16 protein-coding genes are annotated in these 17,170 nt (G+C 35.9%); 7 read left to right on the top strand and 9 right to left on the bottom strand.

Annotated elements, in window-relative coordinates; all coding sequences use genetic code 11:
* Window positions 1-285 precede the first annotated feature (285 nt).
* Window positions 286-1,242 carry an NAD(P)-dependent oxidoreductase gene (locus tag LN051_RS02385; RefSeq protein WP_229293031.1) on the top strand — a complete coding sequence of 319 codons (957 nt, stop codon included), beginning with the start codon at window positions 286-288 and terminating at the stop codon, window positions 1,240-1,242.
* A 165-nt stretch (window positions 1,243-1,407) separates the two neighbouring features.
* Here LN051_RS02385 and LN051_RS02380 read toward each other — a convergent pair whose 3' ends face one another.
* From LN051_RS02380 to LN051_RS02350, 7 genes are all read right to left on the bottom strand, one after another.
* Window positions 1,408-2,532 carry an FAD-dependent monooxygenase gene (locus tag LN051_RS02380; protein ID WP_229293030.1) on the bottom strand — a complete coding sequence of 375 codons (1,125 nt, stop codon included), beginning with the start codon at window positions 2,530-2,532 and terminating at the stop codon, window positions 1,408-1,410.
* 85 nt (window positions 2,533-2,617) lie between these two features.
* Window positions 2,618-3,400 carry an N-acetylglucosaminidase gene (locus LN051_RS02375; RefSeq protein WP_229293029.1) on the bottom strand — a complete coding sequence of 261 codons (783 nt, stop codon included), beginning with the start codon at window positions 3,398-3,400 and terminating at the stop codon, window positions 2,618-2,620.
* A gap of 27 nt (window positions 3,401-3,427) precedes the next feature.
* Window positions 3,428-3,670: a hypothetical protein gene (locus LN051_RS02370; RefSeq protein ID WP_229293028.1), complete on the bottom strand. Its 243-nt coding sequence runs from the start codon at window positions 3,668-3,670 to the stop codon at window positions 3,428-3,430.
* Between the two features lie 130 nt (window positions 3,671-3,800).
* Window positions 3,801-4,265 (bottom strand): helical membrane plugin domain-containing protein, encoded by a 465-nt coding sequence (locus LN051_RS02365; protein ID WP_229293027.1) that lies wholly within the window; start codon window positions 4,263-4,265, stop codon window positions 3,801-3,803.
* Entirely contained in the window at window positions 4,265-7,201 is a 2,937-nt protein-coding gene (gene fdhF, locus LN051_RS02360; RefSeq protein ID WP_229293026.1) for a formate dehydrogenase subunit alpha, read from the bottom strand. The genes LN051_RS02365 and fdhF overlap by 1 nt, the downstream gene beginning before the upstream one ends.
* A 263-nt stretch (window positions 7,202-7,464) precedes the next feature.
* Window positions 7,465-8,418, bottom strand: a complete 954-nt coding sequence (locus LN051_RS02355) for an LCP family glycopolymer transferase (RefSeq protein WP_229293602.1) — start codon at window positions 8,416-8,418, stop codon at window positions 7,465-7,467.
* Window positions 8,419-8,498: 80 nt separating this feature from the next.
* Window positions 8,499-9,251 carry an inositol monophosphatase family protein gene (locus LN051_RS02350; RefSeq protein WP_420854003.1) on the bottom strand — a complete coding sequence of 251 codons (753 nt, stop codon included), beginning with the start codon at window positions 9,249-9,251 and terminating at the stop codon, window positions 8,499-8,501.
* A gap of 565 nt (window positions 9,252-9,816) precedes the next feature.
* Here LN051_RS02350 and LN051_RS02345 point away from each other — a divergent pair.
* Window positions 9,817-10,515, top strand: a complete 699-nt coding sequence (locus tag LN051_RS02345) for a helix-turn-helix transcriptional regulator (RefSeq protein ID WP_229293024.1) — start codon at window positions 9,817-9,819, stop codon at window positions 10,513-10,515.
* 107 nt (window positions 10,516-10,622) lie between these two features.
* On the opposite strand, the gene LN051_RS02340 is transcribed toward LN051_RS02345, so the two are convergent.
* On the bottom strand, window positions 10,623-11,510 hold the full coding sequence (locus LN051_RS02340) for a DMT family transporter (RefSeq protein ID WP_229293023.1): 888 nt from the start codon (window positions 11,508-11,510) through the stop codon (window positions 10,623-10,625).
* A 140-nt stretch (window positions 11,511-11,650) separates the two neighbouring features.
* On the opposite strand from LN051_RS02340, the gene LN051_RS02335 reads away from it, so the two are divergent.
* Complete coding sequence (locus LN051_RS02335) at window positions 11,651-12,466, top strand: LysR family transcriptional regulator (RefSeq protein ID WP_229293022.1); 816 nt, start codon at window positions 11,651-11,653, stop codon at window positions 12,464-12,466.
* 99 nt (window positions 12,467-12,565) lie between these two features.
* Here LN051_RS02335 and LN051_RS02330 read toward each other — a convergent pair whose 3' ends face one another.
* The gene (locus LN051_RS02330; protein WP_229293021.1) at window positions 12,566-13,294 is read right to left on the bottom strand and encodes a CPBP family intramembrane glutamic endopeptidase; all 729 of its coding nucleotides are present in this window, start codon (window positions 13,292-13,294) and stop codon (window positions 12,566-12,568) included.
* Window positions 13,295-13,378: 84 nt separating this feature from the next.
* On the opposite strand from LN051_RS02330, the gene LN051_RS02325 reads away from it, so the two are divergent.
* The 4 genes from LN051_RS02325 to LN051_RS02310 all read left to right on the top strand — a co-directional run bounded on the left by LN051_RS02325 (window position 13,379) and on the right by LN051_RS02310 (window position 17,165).
* Window positions 13,379-13,711, top strand: coding sequence for a hypothetical protein (locus LN051_RS02325; RefSeq protein ID WP_229293020.1), 333 nt, complete (start codon window positions 13,379-13,381; stop codon window positions 13,709-13,711).
* An 86-nt stretch (window positions 13,712-13,797) separates the two neighbouring features.
* Window positions 13,798-14,847, top strand: a complete 1,050-nt coding sequence (locus LN051_RS02320; protein ID WP_229293019.1) for a MupG family TIM beta-alpha barrel fold protein — start codon at window positions 13,798-13,800, stop codon at window positions 14,845-14,847.
* A gap of 1 nt (window position 14,848) precedes the next feature.
* Window positions 14,849-15,742 (top strand): N-acetylmuramic acid 6-phosphate etherase, encoded by an 894-nt coding sequence (gene murQ, locus LN051_RS02315; protein ID WP_229293018.1) that lies wholly within the window; start codon window positions 14,849-14,851, stop codon window positions 15,740-15,742.
* A gap of 13 nt (window positions 15,743-15,755) precedes the next feature.
* On the top strand, window positions 15,756-17,165 hold the full coding sequence (locus tag LN051_RS02310; RefSeq protein ID WP_229293017.1) for a PTS transporter subunit EIIC: 1,410 nt from the start codon (window positions 15,756-15,758) through the stop codon (window positions 17,163-17,165).
* Window positions 17,166-17,170: the final 5 nt, after the last annotated feature.

Raw genomic sequence — 17,170 nt, 5'->3', positions numbered from 1 at the left:
ACAAACGTATTAACATTGATCTGTTGATACACTATGTCTCATCTTCCTATTTTTTTGCTTTAAAAAGAGAAATAAAAATATCACGCTTCCAGTTTTTCATCTACCTAAAAACCACGTAATTCATCCCCTCGCATATATACTAAAATCGCATGGGTTATTTGACATTGGACCGTCACTCACGAATAACAACATTATATTGATACTTCTCGTATTTTTCTATAATCATCATGCCTTGCCATGAAGAAAGCGTTTACTTTATACTTGAACAGAAAGGTGGGAAACTCGATGAAAAAAATATTTGTTGCTGGTCCTATTCCAGATGCTGGCCTTAAGTTATTAAATGAACATTTTGAGGTTGAAGTCTATGAAGGAAAGGGCATTATTAGTAAAGAGGACTTAAAGCGAGGCGTCGAAAATGCTTTTGGTCTTGTAAGCTTATTATCTACAAACGTCGATCAAGACGTAATTGATAGTGGAAAACAGTTGGCTTTCATCGCTAATTATGGCGCAGGTTTTAATAATGTAGATATTGACTATGCTAAATCAAAAGGCATCGGCGTATCCAATACACCTAAAGCATCTACTAATGCAACTGCAGAATTAACGATGGGGATTTTACTTGCTGTTGCACGCCGTATTCCTGAAGGCGACCAATTAATGCGTCACGAAGGCTTTGATGGCTGGGCGCCACATTTCTTCCGAGGACGTGAAGTGTCAGGTAAAACGATTGGCATTATCGGCCTAGGTGAAATCGGTAGCGCCGTGGCACGTAGAGCTAAGGGATTTGATATGGAAATTTTATATACAGGTCCACATCGCAAAGAAGATAAAGAGCAAGCGCTTGATGCAACTTACGTGGATTTAGAAACGCTACTTCAAAGTGCAGATTTTGTTGTTATCAATGCAGCGTATAACCCTTCTATGGAACATATGATTGATGAAGCTCAATTAAAATGCATGAAACCAACAAGCTACCTTATCAACGCCTCTAGAGGCCCTATTGTTCATGAAAAAGCATTACTTGAAGCCTTACAAAACAAAACCATTGAAGGTGCTGCACTCGATGTATATGAATTCGAACCTGAGATTACAGAAGGCTTAAAAACTTTAGATAACGTTGTCATTACACCACATATTGGTAACGCCACTTACGAAGCTCGTGATATGATGGCTAAAATTGTAGCTCAAAACTTAATTAAAAAAGCGAATGGTGAAACACCTGACTATATCGTTAATGCATAATTAAAATGTGCGTAAATGGCAAGCGGAAAGCTTTTCCAATTTACGCACATTTTTTACATTTTTCATTTCATATTGTAGAGGTATAGCTATAAAGTTGTCATTGCACGCTTTGATTGCCCAATTGGGCCTTACTTTTCAGTGCACTCACTTTAATATATTTGTCTTTTATTCACTTTTTGTTTTGTATAAAAATCGCGTTTGTCTTGCGATCAGTTGATTTGGTATAGTGCGCATAAACTTATTTCTCATTTTAATGCCTAAACTTCCTTCTTTTTGCGCCATTTTGCCAATTTTTCTTGAACGTTTGATAACTTTAGCCGTATGCTTGACGCGCAATTGATTATAACGCTTGAGCGCTTGTAGCACGTCATATTTATTTAAAACGTTAGCTAAAACGATAGCATCTTCCATAGCTTGACCTGCACCTTGCCCCATATTAGGTGTTGTAGCATGCGCAGCATCTCCTATTAATACAACACGATTTTGATAAACAAATGATTTTAATGGTTTTAAATCGTAAATATCATGATGTAAAATGTCAGTTTCAGACTGCTTATCTAGTACTGTACGTACTTTTTCAGGGAAGTGATTAAAGTACGCTTGTAAGTATGGTTTGTTAAAATGTAAATATTTCACATCTTTTTCTTTAGCATTCATTGTCGCAAACCAATACGCTTTGCCATTGAGCAACGGTACAATTCCAAATCTTCCCTTTTTCCCCCAGTATTCTTCAGCCACTTGACCTATTTGACTCATATCGTCCACGATACCACGAAAACATGTATAACCTTGATACAAGACTTTACTATCTGGAAACACGGTTTGGCGAATTTTAGAGCGCAAACCATCTGCACCTACGACAAGATCAAAATGCTCGGTCGGTGATGAAGAGAAGTCGAGGGAGACACCGGTTTCGCTCACTTTAATATCTGTCACTTCACGATTAAAATGAATCACTTTTATATCAACATAAGACGCTATCGTTTCGACAAGAGATTGACGGAGCAACGCTAAATTGGTCGTCTCTTTAGAAAATGTAACATCACTTAGGACTTGACCTTTATCGTCACGCACACGCATCGTTTCTAAAAGTTGACCTTCATTTTTAAGCCCTTTAGCTAGATCGTGGCCCCCTAATTTTTGAAGTACGTTATCTCCAATACCTAAACCTGCACCTACTTCTTCTATATGTGTCTTTTTTTCAAACACATAAACATCGTATCCTTTACCACGTAATAAAGCAGCTAGTGTAAGACCTCCTATACCAGCGCCTACTATCCCAATTTTCATTTTCTTTCACCTCATTATACCTTTCCATCATTCCTAAGATGTTTTGTCACGATGTTTGGTCAACACTTAATATCGTTTTATTAAACTATGATTTTCGATAAAAATCTCTCCGGACATCTTCTTTTTTTATGCCAAATTTATCATAATATGGTTGCATATGTTCTGCAATTTTCGAAGGCCAATCAATATCACTCGCATATTGATTCGTGCCTGGGTTTTGTGGATTCCATTTCATCTGATATAGCGTAATTTGACCGTTTTTAAAATAGTTATCTCTAACAAAATGAGCGCCACCTTTTATCGCACGTTCAGGAGAAGTCCATTTCGCTTCAATTGCGTAACTCTTTCCAGTCTCAACCGCATGACTATCAAACGCGCCAATACCGAAAAAATTGTAATAACGTTGATTACCATGTTTCAGACCACGGGCAAGTTGCGAATGTCCCTCACCTGTCTCAATTAACGCATGGCTAACTAGGTAAATAACATTTACATCTGTTGCTTTTTGCGCCTCTAAAAATGCTTTACCTTGATTTTCTAATATACCTTTACCTTTTAACATTTGATTCACTTCTTCTTCAGATAAATGAACCGGTTCTGAAATATCCATATACTTTAAATCAGAATCACGCCATTTGACGCGCATCGCAGCTTTCACATCATCATTGCTCGCTTCAACGAATTGATTTTGATTGGACTTCGTATGATAAATCCCCTGACTTACTTGACGTTGAAAGGCTTCTTCAAAAGTTACTGTTTTATCATTCTTAAAAAATGTTGTTTCATTTATAAAAAGCAAAATAAAAAACACAGCTAAAATGACAATGATAAACACCCTAGATGGATGCTTTTTAATAAAAGCTTTCATCTATAACTCCCCTAAATACGATTTGGATTAAGTCATTGCTAATAATACACCTATCACTATCACTAAAACGATAGCATACGAAACATTCACAACGATCCGAATCCATTTTTTACCTTTAAACATCATATTAAATACAACTAGACTTAAACCTAACGATAGCAAAAAAAAGACAATTGCTACGATAGTATTTATGAAAAAAAGTGAGATTAAGCCAAGTACTATCAATACATTCGCAATCATTGATAATCGTTTAATCATTTTGATATCCATAGTTTCCCTCCTTAGTAACATCTCTCATTTTATCATGAAACATATGAGTCTGCTTTCTTTTCATCAATATTAAAGCTCCCTTCAAAGTTTACATTTTTCAATGATTTCTTTGAAGAGAGCCTACGACACACTATCTAGACATGCCTTTTAAAATATTTAAGAAATAGGTCAAAGTTTGGTTCATATCATCGTCTTTTAAAATACCCATTAAACCAGTTATTGATGTGCGCTGATTGGTACTGGCTTGGTGTGCTACATGTAATCCCTTATTCAATTTCTTAACTAAGATTTTTAAATCATCTGGATTTAAATCGCCAAGCAAGAAGGCCATTTGACCTATATTATGAATGATACCTGAATATTGATCTTTGTTTAACTCTGTGACAATCTTTTCAGTAATCGTACTCCGCTGTCGAACTGCACCTGTTAAAGCATCAAGGATTTTGGCTTCATCTAATGCTTCAACAAGTTTAATTGCTTTTAATATACTTTCGCTATTTTCAGCAATAGCATCCGTTACTTTTGCGACTTGTTCTGCCTTGATTTCTGCTTCTGATTTTTCAATGCGTTTAATTTTAGAGATTCTTTCAGCCATTATTTCATCACCTGATCCCCTGGGAAGACATAATCTGGTCTTTCCCATTTTTTCTCAATTGCTACGCTATACTGTGGTTTACGCTGTTGATTACGGAAGTTAGTAGGATTTATTGGAGATTTACCACGCTTGCTTAAAACTTCCATACGACAGCACGTTGATTTGTACGCTGGTGTATGTGTTTCTGGGTCAGTCACACTACTCGTAAGATAATTAATTGCTGATTCATTATTGTCATTTAACGGTAAATAAATTTGTTTCCCCTTCACACGATCTGTAATATGAACGTGACCTTTCGCTTCACCTGTTTCAGAAGTTAATCTTACAGCAGCACCTTCATGGATGCCTCGTTCTTCAGCAAGTTCTGGCGAAATTTCAATGAATGCTGACGGCATTTTATATTTAAGGCCTGGTACTTTATACGTCATATTCCCTTCATGGAAATGTTCAAGTACGCGCCCATTATTGACATGTAAATCGTATTCTTCATTAATTTTATAGAAATTATCAAATTCTAATGGGAAAAATTTAGCTTTACCATTGTCAAAATTAAATCTTTCTGTAAATAGTAATGGAGAATCCGTGCCATCAGCTTCTACAGGCCATTGTAAGCTATTGTATCCTTCAAGACGTTCGTACTTCACACCTGCAAATAGCGGTGCTAGATCAGAAGCTTCATCCATAATTTCAGATGGATGTGTGTAATTCCAATCAAAACCGAGCGCTTTAGCGATTAATTGTGTAATTTGCCAATCGGGTTTAGAATCCCCTAGTGGCTCTAAAGCTTGATATAAACGTTGAAAACGGCGTTCCGTATTTGTAAACGTACCATCTTTTTCAAGAGATGGACTTGCTGGTAACACGACATCGGCATATTCAGCTGTAAACGTCAAAAACTCATCTTGAACCACTAAGAAATCCACTTTTTCAAGAGCAGCTTGAACATAGTTAATATTCGAGTCAACAATGCCTGTATCTTCTCCTAAAATAAAGAGACTGTGCACATCTCCAGCATGTATATGATCCATCATTTGATGGTTGTCATACCCTGGTTCACTTGGCAATTGGACGCCCCATGCTTTTTCATAACGTGCACGTACAGCGTCATCCGCTACACCTTCATAGCCTGGGAATTTATCCGGCATACTACCAAAGTCAGAACACCCTTGAACATTGTTATGTCCACGTAATGGATAAGAGCCTGCACCTGGCTTCATGTAGTTACCTGTAGCGAGCAACATATTTGAAATAGCCGTGCTCGTATCTGAACCTGTTTCTTGTTGTGTCACGCCCATCGCCCAACATACAACTACGGTATCTACACTAACAATTTCTTTTGCTAAGTCCATTAATCGCTCTTTTGGAATGCCTGTCGTTTCTTCAGCAAATTCCATCGTATACGGTTCTAATGATTGATAATATTCTCCAGCATGGTCAACCCACTTTTCGATAAAAGCTTTGTCATGCCAATCGTTATCAATAATATATTTTGTCACTGCAGATAACCAAACCAAATCTGTTCCTGGATACGGTTGATAAAATGCATCTGCACGTTGTGCCATTTCATGTTTACGGATATCAAACACATGCAATTTTTGACCAAAAAGTTTATGAGCACGTTTAATGCGTGATGCAATAACCGGATGTGCCTCTGCAGTATTTGTACCAATTGTAATGACCATCTCTGCATTACCAATGTCATCGATTGATCCAGAATCTCCACCGTGTCCTACCGTACGGAATAAACCTTTCGTCGCAGGTGCTTGACAATAACGCGAGCAATTGTCGATATTATTCGTCCCAAAAACTTGGCGTGCCATTTTTTGCATTAAGTAAGATTCTTCGTTCGTTGCTTTTGAAGATGAAATAAATGAAAGTGCATTTGAACCATATTCATTTTTAATATCATTCATACGTTGAGCAACATATGGAATGGCTTCTTCCCATTCAACTTCTTCAAATTGATCACCACGTCGAATTAACGGTTTTGTGAGGCGTTCTTCTGAATTCACATAGTCCCAACCAAACTTTCCTTTTACACAAGAAGAAATTTTATTGGCAGGTGAATCATGAGAAGGTTGTACTTTAAGAATTTCGCGATCCTTAGTCCAAACTTCAAAACTACAACCTACACCACAATAAGTACAAACTGTTTTTGTTTTCTTAATACGTTCTTCACGCATTGCTGCTTCTGAATCAGAGACTGCAAATAACGGACCATAACCTGTTTCGGCTTTTTTCGTTAAATCAATCATTGATGCTAATGAGCCTGGTTCGATGTCTGTCATGTAACCTGCATTACCAACCATATTATTTTCCATCATGGCATTACATGGACAAACGGTTGCACATTGCCCACAGCCTACACAAGAAGATTCATTAATAGAAACGTCGTTATCCCAAATTACACGTGGTTGTTCACGTTCCCAATCAATCGTTAATGTTTCATTGACTTGGACGTCTTGACAAACTTCCACACAACGTCCACATAAAATACATTGATTTGGATCATAACGATAAAACGGACCAAAATCTACATCATAAGGTTTTGGTTTATACGCATACGTTTGATGTTCAAGGCCCCATTCATCCATTGTATTATGGATTTCACAGTTGCCGTTATTGTAGTCACATACTGTACAATACAGTTGATGCTTTTCTAAAATTCGATCTAACGCTTCTTTCTGACTCGTTTGTACAGCTTCACCTTGTGTATTAACGACCATTGAACGATCAATTGTTGTGCCACATGCACGTTCAATTTTGCCATCTATTTCAACCACACACGTATCACATGTTTGAATAGGTCCTAATGATTCGTTATAACAAATAGAAGGTACGAAGGTGTTTTGCTCTTTAATCAACTCAAGTAAATTTTTACCTGGTTCTACAAGATAATCATTACCATCTAATGTTACGATAAGATGTTCTTGCATAATCTCTCCCCCTATAAAACATTTTATATGCCTAAGATGCCCCCACATGCTTAGTCACTTCTATTTTAAACGCTTTCACACTAAATGTTAACTATTTACCAAAAATTGTACGATAGTTCACTTATTCAAAATAAAAAAGAATGGCACCACGAAATCTCACCGATATCCGTTCCACTCTTTTATTTTTTAAACTTATAAAACTATTGTGTTTTTTAAGAAATAAAGACCAGAACATTTTGATGTTCTGGTCTTTATTTCTATCCTTAAATCTCTAAGTTGTCACGATAACGTTGAACTAATTGTTGCTTACTATTTTCATCTGGAATGAAATAATACAAGCCATCACTTCCAGTTGAGTCCGTCCCTTGTAACTGATGTTTGTTTACTGTTTCATTGCCTTCTTTATAATTACTGCGGAATGTATTCAACTCACCTAGTGTCATATCTGTTTTTACATTATCGCTTAATTGGTTCATTAAAGCGTTAAAATTGGTAAGTGATGAAGCACTTGTCAATTTGTTCGCTAAACCTTGTAGGACCAGTTGTTGGCGTTCTTGTCTACCGAAGTCTCCACCTGCACCGGCTTCTTTACGACTTCTTATAAATGCCATGGCTTGATCCCCATCTAAATGCACTTTTTGACCTTCATTATATTGTTGGCCATGTACAGTGAAAGTGGCGTTACTTACGACGTCAATTCCACCTACCGTGTCAATCGTGTCTTTTAATCCATCCATATCTACAGTCGCATAATGGTCAATAGGAACATTCATTAATTTTTCAATTGATTTAACAGCCATATCGGGACCGCCATATGCATAAGCATGATTGATTTTTTCTGTCGTACCACGCCCGACAATTTCAGCACGTGTATCACGTGGAATGCTAATAATTTCTGATGTTTTCTTATCTGGATTGATTGAAAGTAACATAATCGTATCACTACGTTGTCCGTCGTGTTGTTGTTGTCGTTTTTGGTCAGAATCTATTCCAAAAAGTGCTATGGAGATAGGTTCCCCCTTGTCCATATCTACTTGACCTGATCTTAATGTTGAATGTTCACGATTGAGCGGATTATGAATCGCACCGCCTGTTGCAAAAACTTTAAAGGCTAAATAGGCTACTGCTACAATGGTTAAAATAAGTAAAATTCCTACAATCCAAAGTAATACTCTAACGATAGGATTTTTACGTTTTTTGGATCTTTGATAGTCCAAAGCATGTTCACTCCATTCTGTTGATTGCTCCACACATTTACATTTTCTATTACAATGCACTTATGTTATCGTATATTGAATTATTTCAAATCAGTCTTTAGACGCAACTGTTCCTTTTTATACCCTCCGTCGGCTAATAAAATATCCAGTATTTCCTCATGACAGCCAGGGTTGCTAATAATATAAGGGCCGCCTGTTACAAAATCTATCGGTTGTTTGTCAAAGTTCGTCATTTCTAATCCTAACTCCTCCGCAAACAAAAACTGTGCTGCAATATCCCAAGGTTTGGCATTGGTATGAATATGCGCACCAAATTGACCCGTAAATACACGTGCTGAATCTAGACCACACGCACCAATTAAACGGTATCCAAATGACGCTTTTAATAATTCATGCATCGTTTCATCATTTAACACTTTGTTATTAAATGAAATAATAGCTTCAGACAAAGGAAGCGACGTTACGGTCGCTAGCCGTTTGTTATTAATGAAAGCCCCTTTTCCTTTTTGAGCATGGTACAATATTTGCCTCGGCACATCATATATGTATGATAATGTTGGAGCCCCATCGACGAATAACGCCAAAATCACACAATAATCATCTTGTTGCTTCACTAGGTTAGCCGTCCCGTCGATAGGATCCATTACCCATGTATAACCTTCTTTTAAATTCAATGTTGCTTGATGTGCTTCTTCACTATATAACTTGTGAGTAGGATAATGTTTATTGATAAAACTTTCAAAGTCAGATTCTATCATTTTATCAACATTCGTGACCAAATCAAATCGGTTCTTTTTCGTATCCGTTTGCATCTCTTCAATCAACGATGGCATGCGCAAATTTAACTCCTGTAACCACGTTTTAATTTCGTTGTCTATTTCGTTAATATCATATTGAGAAACCACAATTATCCCCTCCTACGACCGCTTGTTTTTATTATACCTTGTTGCATATACATATACCAACGATTGTTTGACGTCGAGTAGAAATCTATAACCACTTTGATAGTTTATTGCTATTGAGTTCCTTTTAAAATATAAAAAACCGATTGGATAAACCAACCGGCATAGAAAGGAAAGTAAGTAATAAATATTGAAGATGTTTAACTAGCCATAAGTACAACTTATCACGTCAAACTTCACTATCATTTGATAGTTAACCCCTCGTTTGATGTTTGCTGTACCATCCCCTAGTAGCTAATTCATACTATAGCATAAACGAACAGAAAATGTAAGCGTTTTCTTTAAATTTTTGAAATTTTTTTGAATCTTGTGTAAAGCGCAACCTATTTTGTGATTCATATCGCTCCGTTATACTGTAAAAAATCTTATTAATAAGCATTATTAATTTAATATGGTAAACTATTGATAAGTCGTATTATGATGTGGAGGTGTGGTAATGAACAAAGAAGCGCGACAAACTAAGCTGATTCAACTGATTCAAAACCAAACACAAATGTCTGCCATCGATCTCGCACGTACATTAAATGTCTCTAAACGCACAATACTAAGAGATATTCAAGAATTGGAAGCGAAAGGCGTACAAATATTAGCACACTCAGGTAAACATGGTGGCTATGAAATTCAGTCCCATCAACAAAATGTAAAAATTGAACTTACGCATAAAGAAATTCTAGCACTTTACTTGATTTTAAAAGAGCGTACACACCAAAGTGCTTTACCTTACTATGCTGAAATGAATCAAATTATCCAAAAATTATTGCGCCAGCCTAATACATCACTAAGAAGAAGTATGAAACAATTCGATCATTATATCGACTTTGAAAGTGATGATACACCTCCACTTCCACCGCTTTTCAAAGATATTTTGATTTATAGCCATGAACGTAAAGTAATGGGCGTATATTTTCAACCATTAACACATCAAAGACCGCGATTCGCCAATGTCGTATTTATTGGCTTGATTTGTCATAGTACTGAATGGAAAGCAGTCGTTTATCATATCGGAGGCGATTATACCGAAATCATCGATTTAAAAATGATTGACGACATTGATTATTCATTCCATAAGTCGATACAAACGAATGACATTACAATGAAAAATTATAAAAAGTATTTAAAAACTGACGATTACTAATCGCACTCAGTCGAGCGGTAGAGGTATGCTATAAAACTAGCTATCTTTGTCGCTTTTTTGTGGCTTAGAAAATGTAATTTGTTCACACTCATTTAAAATATCTTTCTTTAAAATTCGTGTTTCCTTCTAATTCTTAATCTTTTGAACGAAAATTCACTTAAAAAAGTTGACGCAATCAATAAAACGCCTCCAATAATTTGTAAAATTGTAAATTGCTCACGTAAAACCAGTCCTGATATAAAAATTGCAACTAGCGGGTCTATGTAACTTAGGAGTGCTATGCTCTGTCCCTTTAGTTTTTCCATTCCAGAGAAGAACAGCCAAAACCCTATCCCTGTATTCATCACCCCTAACAAAATCACGTAGGGTAATGCGGAAATTTGTGTATGAATCTCAAAGCCCCCTTCCACAATAAAGACGAAACACAATAAAATCAATGAAGTCATGCCTAATTGTAAGACCGTTAAATCTAAACGATTACCTTGTGGCATCATTTTATTAGCAAGCATCAAACAAGCATAACAACTGCCCGCAAGCATACTGATGAGTATACCTAAAACATCCTCTAATCCCGGTTGCAAAAAACCACTACTTAAGATGAGTATCAATCCAATAAGCGATGCAATAATACATAATACACTTTTTCTACTTAATGCTTCTTTCAAAATAAATGGAGACAAGACTAACACAATAATAGGTCCAAAATAATAACCTAACGTCGCATTGGATATAGTAGTATATTGGTATGATTTGAAAAGAAAAACCCAGTTCCCAGCTAATGCGACGCTTGAAATGATCATGAGTCTTTTATAACCTAGCAAAAAAGCAACATTTAACTTTTTATGACATAGAACATAAACCAATATCAAAAATGTGCAACCAATAAAACTACTAAACATTGCTATTTCTATAGAAGATAATTGAATTTGCTTTATAATGAGGCCTATCGTTCCGAAAATTATCATAGAAGAGATAAACTGTATCGAACCTTTCATATTCCTCTCCTCTTGCAAACATTTAATAAAATATACATATCGCTTCCTCCTCTACTCACTCAATGCTAGCAATATATTGTAGTCCAAGGAATAACCAGTTAGTATAATGACTATAAACTATAAGTTAAAAGAGGGTTAATATGGATATTAAGTATATAGATGATTTGATTGCTGTTGTTGAATCAAAAAGCTATAACAAAGCAGCGATTAAAAGAAACATTAGTACACCTGGAATCAAAAAAAGGATTTTACAAATAGAGTATTATTTTGGATATAAGATATTTGATGCAACATCTAAAGGGGTTAGCTTAACAGAAGAAGGTATCACATTATATAAAGCGCTTAAATCAATCAAACAGCAAATTGATAATTTAAAAAAGCAGGATAGTGACGTTTTAAAAGTAGGTATTATTTCTAATTTCCCATTAGATATGCTATATGAAATGAACCAACAACACCAACGTATCAAACTATTCTCTTCAAACAGTACCCATAAATTAGTAAATCAGTTACAACAAGATGAATTAGATTTAGTAATTGGAGAACAAATTGAATTACAAGATGCCATACACTATGAAAATTGGTTTGAAGAACCTTATGAAATTGTTTTTTCAAAAAATCATTCTCTAAATAATAAATCAAATATTACGATGAACGACTTAACACAAGAACATTTTTATTTATTGGAAGCACCTGGAGATTCATTTAGCTTTAAAAACAATAAGATAAACCCAAAATCTATGAATCTATCTTATGTAAAAGATAGAGAATCTATATTAAACTTTATCGCAACCAGTCAAAGCTTAGCGATATGCCCACAATCCTATACGAAAAAAATTAATAACGATCTCTACACACATACAATTACCCCATACAAAAAGAAACATCGGCATTTATGCAAAAAAACAACAACATATCCATACACTCCATACTATTTTAAAAACATGCAAAAATAAATAGGGAGCAGGACAGAAATCTATTGATTTCGTCGTCCTGCCCCCACTTATCCAAGCACGATTATGTTTATGTAATGCTTAATTTTAAGGGCTTTGTTTTCACCATAACACGCTTATCAAAAATGAAACAAGGTTATTTAACATGTGATAAGCAATAGCGACGCCTAAGTTACGGCTATACTTCATATATAAAAATACTAATGGAATAGCAATAATCAAATAATCAAAGATATCTACCCAATTTGAGAAACTAACTAAATGAATGGCCGAAAATAGAATAACAGAGATGAGACTCATCACAATGAAATTGAATTTTTTTCCAAGTTCACCTATTAAAATGTGTCTAAAGAAAATTTCTTCAACGATAGGCCCCAAAAGTACAATCAATAAAAAATTAAATGGAAGCATCTGCGGAATTGAGAATAATTGTTCGATGAGTTGTTCATTTTGAGTCGTCTCATTTGTAAAAATCTGTGGAAAAAATTTTTTGATTTCTCCAAATGCATACATGACTCCTAACGATACTAAGTATAAGCCGCCAATCCAAAGCCAACCTTTTTTAATTCCAAACCACCATTCTTTCATCCAACGCTTAAATAAATCAATGTTGATTAAAAAGAATGCGAAAACAACAACGATATATGCTGTCAACTGCATAAGTACAGATAATGCTTCCCATTTCTGATGATTCACTGTAGTCCCAAAATATTCAGTAAATATAATTGCAAAAATGCCTGCTATCACTGCGATAATCATAAACGCAACAATTAAAATGGGAATAAGTAAAAAGTTACGCCATCTTATATCTTTCCATTGATACTTTTTCATAAAAACCTCCTAAGTATAAATAGCGTTATCAAAGTGCATAGTTATATGGTATAATATTATATAAATTTGTAAAGGAAGACAGCGATGAATCAATTCACTATACCAAATTTTACAGAAGCTATGCACCATTTAAACGAAATTCTCACTTTCGCTACAACTTTTCAGCTCTCCTATCATCAAAGAACTCAGTATGCTGATCATATTTTACATCAACTTCAAGACTATGTGGCAACGCTTTTTAAAACGTTACCTGAACCTCAAAAACCAACTTTCAATGTTTCTTATGACTATGCCACATTTTACCACTGCATTCAACAACTCCACGAAGGCCCTTTATACCGCATCGATATTGGAAATCAAGCACTCGTTACGCAAGGTTATATTGATATTATTCTTCAAGCGCAACGCCATCTTTAATAAAAAACCCCTTTAAATGTAAGCGTTTTTAAATACTTTACTATATAATTAAGTTAGGCTTATCACTTTAATATTAAGGAGGACTTATGATGTTAGGTTTCTCAATTTATTTGGGTGAATCATTCAATACTGACTATATACAACGTATGCTCAAACTTGGTTACCGTACTATTTTCACCTCGCTCCAAATTCCAGAAGAACATCATATTGAGGCACGATTTACCCAACTTCAAACGTACTTATCTCAATTTGAAACTGAGTTAATTATCGATATTAATGACGCACTTATTACTGCCGATTTATTTGAACGTTTAGCTCAATTTAATACGATACGTTATATCATTCGAATTGATGAAGGTACAACGCCTGCTATCATTCAACATATTATCAGTCACGGTCATACGTGTTGCATTAATGCCAGTACCGTTTCAGAACAATTTCTCACTGATCTTCAAGATTTTCCTCAACTACAAAAACATCTCATCTATTTACATAATTATTATCCTAGACCGGATACTGGTTTAAGCCGCACATTTTTACAACATCAAAACGCACGTATTCGTCACTATCATCATGATGCCATCATTTATGCTTTTATATCTGGTGAACAACTTCGAGGTCCACTCTATGAAGGCCTAACAACGTTAGAATGCACCCGTCAAATTGATCCATGTCTTGCTGCCCTTCTTTTACGCGAATTAAATATTAATGGCATGCTGATTGGCGATCCTTTTATGAGTGCCACAACTTCAGAAAAGTTGTTTCAAATGATTGAACATAATCATTTTATTCTACCTTGTCACGTTGATAATGGTGCAGATACTAAACTCATTTTACAAAAGCATATTTCAAGACCGGATTGTTCAGCACACGTAATTCGGTCAAAATATACACGTCAACAGGTTGCACGTCGTATCGAACCATTTAATATTCAACCAAGAGCCAAAGGAACAATCACTATCGACAATCATCTCAACGGTAGATATATGGGTGAACTTCAAATTACAAAAATCAATCTCAAACCGCATCCACACGTCAACGTCGTTGGTCATATCTCGAAAGACAGTTTACCTTATTTAAATTATTTTAATGCCTCAACCGCGTTTACCTTTATACAAGCGAAAGGGGAATTTTAACTTGAAAAAAATGAGTACTGAAACAAGACATCACCAATCAGAGCACTTAGACGATATGTCTTCACTTGAAATTCTTCAATTAATGAATACAGAAGACCAAACTCTGCCTGCTTTGATTGCATCACAGTTAACATCTATTGAAAAAGCAATTGGTTTAACAACACATGCATACCGACATGGTGCAAAAGTGATCTACATCGGCGCAGGAACAAGCGGACGTCTTGGTATACTTGACGCAGCAGAACTTGTTCCAACTTTTAATGCTGACCCTAAACGTTATTTTGGATTAATTGCAGGTGGTAGTAATGCCATGACCCAAGCAGTTGAAGGCGCTGAAGATCATACTGATCAAGGCATGTTAGATTTACAACAAGTTCATTTGACTTCTAATGATGTTGTTATCGGTATCGCAGCTAGCGGAAGGACACCCTATGTCATTGGCGCACTTTCGTATGCTCAAAATATAGGTTGTCAAACCGTTGCTATAAGTTGTAATACACATTCTAAAATAAGTGCGCATGCCGATATCCCGATTGAAATACCTGTAGGTCCAGAAATTTTAACAGGATCCACGCGTTTAAAAGCGGGTACAGCTCAAAAAATGATCTTAAATATGATTTCTACCGTCACTATGATTCGTGTAGGTAAAGTGTATGACAATTTGATGATTGATGTTCAAGCAACAAACGAAAAGCTCATCCGACGTGCTATTGATATCATTCAAACTATTACACAATTAAATACGCAAGAAAGTTTACAACTTTACGAAACCGCACAACGTCAAATTAAACCCGCTATTGTCATGCATTTCAAAGCACTACCCTATCGCGAAGCACAACAATTACTTCAACGCCATCACGGAAATATAAAGGATATTCTAAAGAAAAACAATTAAGGTGATGATTTTAATGACGAAAGAAAAACAACTTGCGATTCAAGTTTTGACACATGTTGGAGGCATTCAAAACATCAATTCAATCATACATTGTATGACACGTATTCGATTAGAAATACGGAATGAAGATAAGGTGAATTTAGATGCTTTAAAGCAAACCGAGGGTGTTTTAGGCCTAGTTCAAGACGAGCGACTTCAAATCATTGTTGGACCCGGAACAGTTCATAAAGTAGCACAATATATCACAAACGAAACAGGCGTCAAAATGGGTGATCAAATTCCACACGAGGACATTAACACGCTTCAAGCTACGACAAAGGCGAAATACCAAAAATCTCCGAATACTTTTAAACGTTTTACTAAAACGATAGCAAACATTTTCATTCCGCTTATCCCCGCTTTTGTAGGTGCTGGATTAATTGGAGGTATTGCTGCTTTGCTACATAATTTTATCGCTGCCGGCTCTATTGATGCGGAATGGATAAAACAACTCTCTTTAGTTCTAGATATGATTAAAAATGGCATGCTTGCCTATTTAGCTATCTTTACAGGATTTAACGCTGCCCGTGAATTCAATGCCACCCCTGGTTTAGGTGGTGTAATTGGGGGTACGACACTCCTAACTGGCATGCCACAAGACCATCCGTTGCCAAATATTTTTACTGGTGAAGCACTGATTGCAGGGCAAGGTGGTATTATCGGAGTGATTTTAGCCGTATGGCTATTAAGTCTTATCGAAAAACAATTACATCAAATTGTTCCGAATGCTATAGATATTATTGTTACCCCTACTGTCTCATTACTTTCTGTAGGCTTACTAACAATCTTTATTCTTATGCCGGTTGCCGGATGGGTCTCGGATGGTCTTTTAGGAATTGTTAATGGCATTATTGATCAAGGTGGTGCTGTTAGTGGTTTCTTTATAGGTGCCTTTTTCCTACCTCTAGTAATGTTCGGACTTCACCATATTTTCACTCCTATCCATATTGAGATGATTAATCAATCTGGTGCGACCTATCTTTTACCTATTGCTGCGATGGCTGGGGCTGGACAAGTGGGCGCTTGCTTGGCACTCTGGGTTAAAAGTAAACGGCATCCTATATTAAGAAATGTACTTAAAGGGGCCCTCCCTGTTGGTTTTTTAGGCATTGGTGAACCTTTAATATATGGTGTAACACTTCCTTTAGTTCGTCCATTTTTCACAGCTTGTATTGCAGGCGGCATTGGTGGCGCAGTCATTGGGGGCATTGGAGGTATTGGTGCTAACGCAATTGGACCAAGTGGACTTTCATTATTCCCTTTAATCGCTCACCAAATGTACTTAGGTTATCTTGCTGGTTTAGTATCTGCATACATTAGCGGTTTCATACTCACGTACTTCTTTGCTTCAAGTCATCGTTTAATGGAGCAATTTGGAAAATAGTTTAA

The organism is Staphylococcus ratti, assembly GCF_020883535.1.
In the GTDB taxonomy this organism is placed as follows: Bacteria; Bacillota; Bacilli; order Staphylococcales; family Staphylococcaceae; genus Staphylococcus; species Staphylococcus ratti.
This window is presented reverse-complemented; position numbering and strand designations above follow the sequence as displayed.

Coding starts and splice junctions, on each gene's coding strand:
- LN051_RS02385 (WP_229293031.1), top strand. CDS start 286: ATGAAAAAAATATTTGTTGCTGGTCCTATTCCAGATGCTGGCCTTAAG.
- LN051_RS02380 (WP_229293030.1), bottom strand. CDS start 2,532: ATGAAAATTGGGATAGTAGGCGCTGGTATAGGAGGTCTTACACTAGCT.
- LN051_RS02375 (WP_229293029.1), bottom strand. CDS start 3,400: ATGAAAGCTTTTATTAAAAAGCATCCATCTAGGGTGTTTATCATTGTC.
- LN051_RS02370 (WP_229293028.1), bottom strand. CDS start 3,670: ATGGATATCAAAATGATTAAACGATTATCAATGATTGCGAATGTATTG.
- LN051_RS02365 (WP_229293027.1), bottom strand. CDS start 4,265: ATGGCTGAAAGAATCTCTAAAATTAAACGCATTGAAAAATCAGAAGCA.
- fdhF (WP_229293026.1), bottom strand. CDS start 7,201: ATGCAAGAACATCTTATCGTAACATTAGATGGTAATGATTATCTTGTA.
- LN051_RS02350 (WP_420854003.1), bottom strand. CDS start 9,251: ATGCCATCGTTGATTGAAGAGATGCAAACGGATACGAAAAAGAACCGA.
- LN051_RS02345 (WP_229293024.1), top strand. CDS start 9,817: ATGAACAAAGAAGCGCGACAAACTAAGCTGATTCAACTGATTCAAAAC.
- LN051_RS02340 (WP_229293023.1), bottom strand. CDS start 11,510: ATGAAAGGTTCGATACAGTTTATCTCTTCTATGATAATTTTCGGAACG.
- LN051_RS02335 (WP_229293022.1), top strand. CDS start 11,651: ATGGATATTAAGTATATAGATGATTTGATTGCTGTTGTTGAATCAAAA.
- LN051_RS02330 (WP_229293021.1), bottom strand. CDS start 13,294: ATGAAAAAGTATCAATGGAAAGATATAAGATGGCGTAACTTTTTACTT.
- LN051_RS02325 (WP_229293020.1), top strand. CDS start 13,379: ATGAATCAATTCACTATACCAAATTTTACAGAAGCTATGCACCATTTA.
- LN051_RS02320 (WP_229293019.1), top strand. CDS start 13,798: ATGATGTTAGGTTTCTCAATTTATTTGGGTGAATCATTCAATACTGAC.
- LN051_RS02310 (WP_229293017.1), top strand. CDS start 15,756: ATGACGAAAGAAAAACAACTTGCGATTCAAGTTTTGACACATGTTGGA.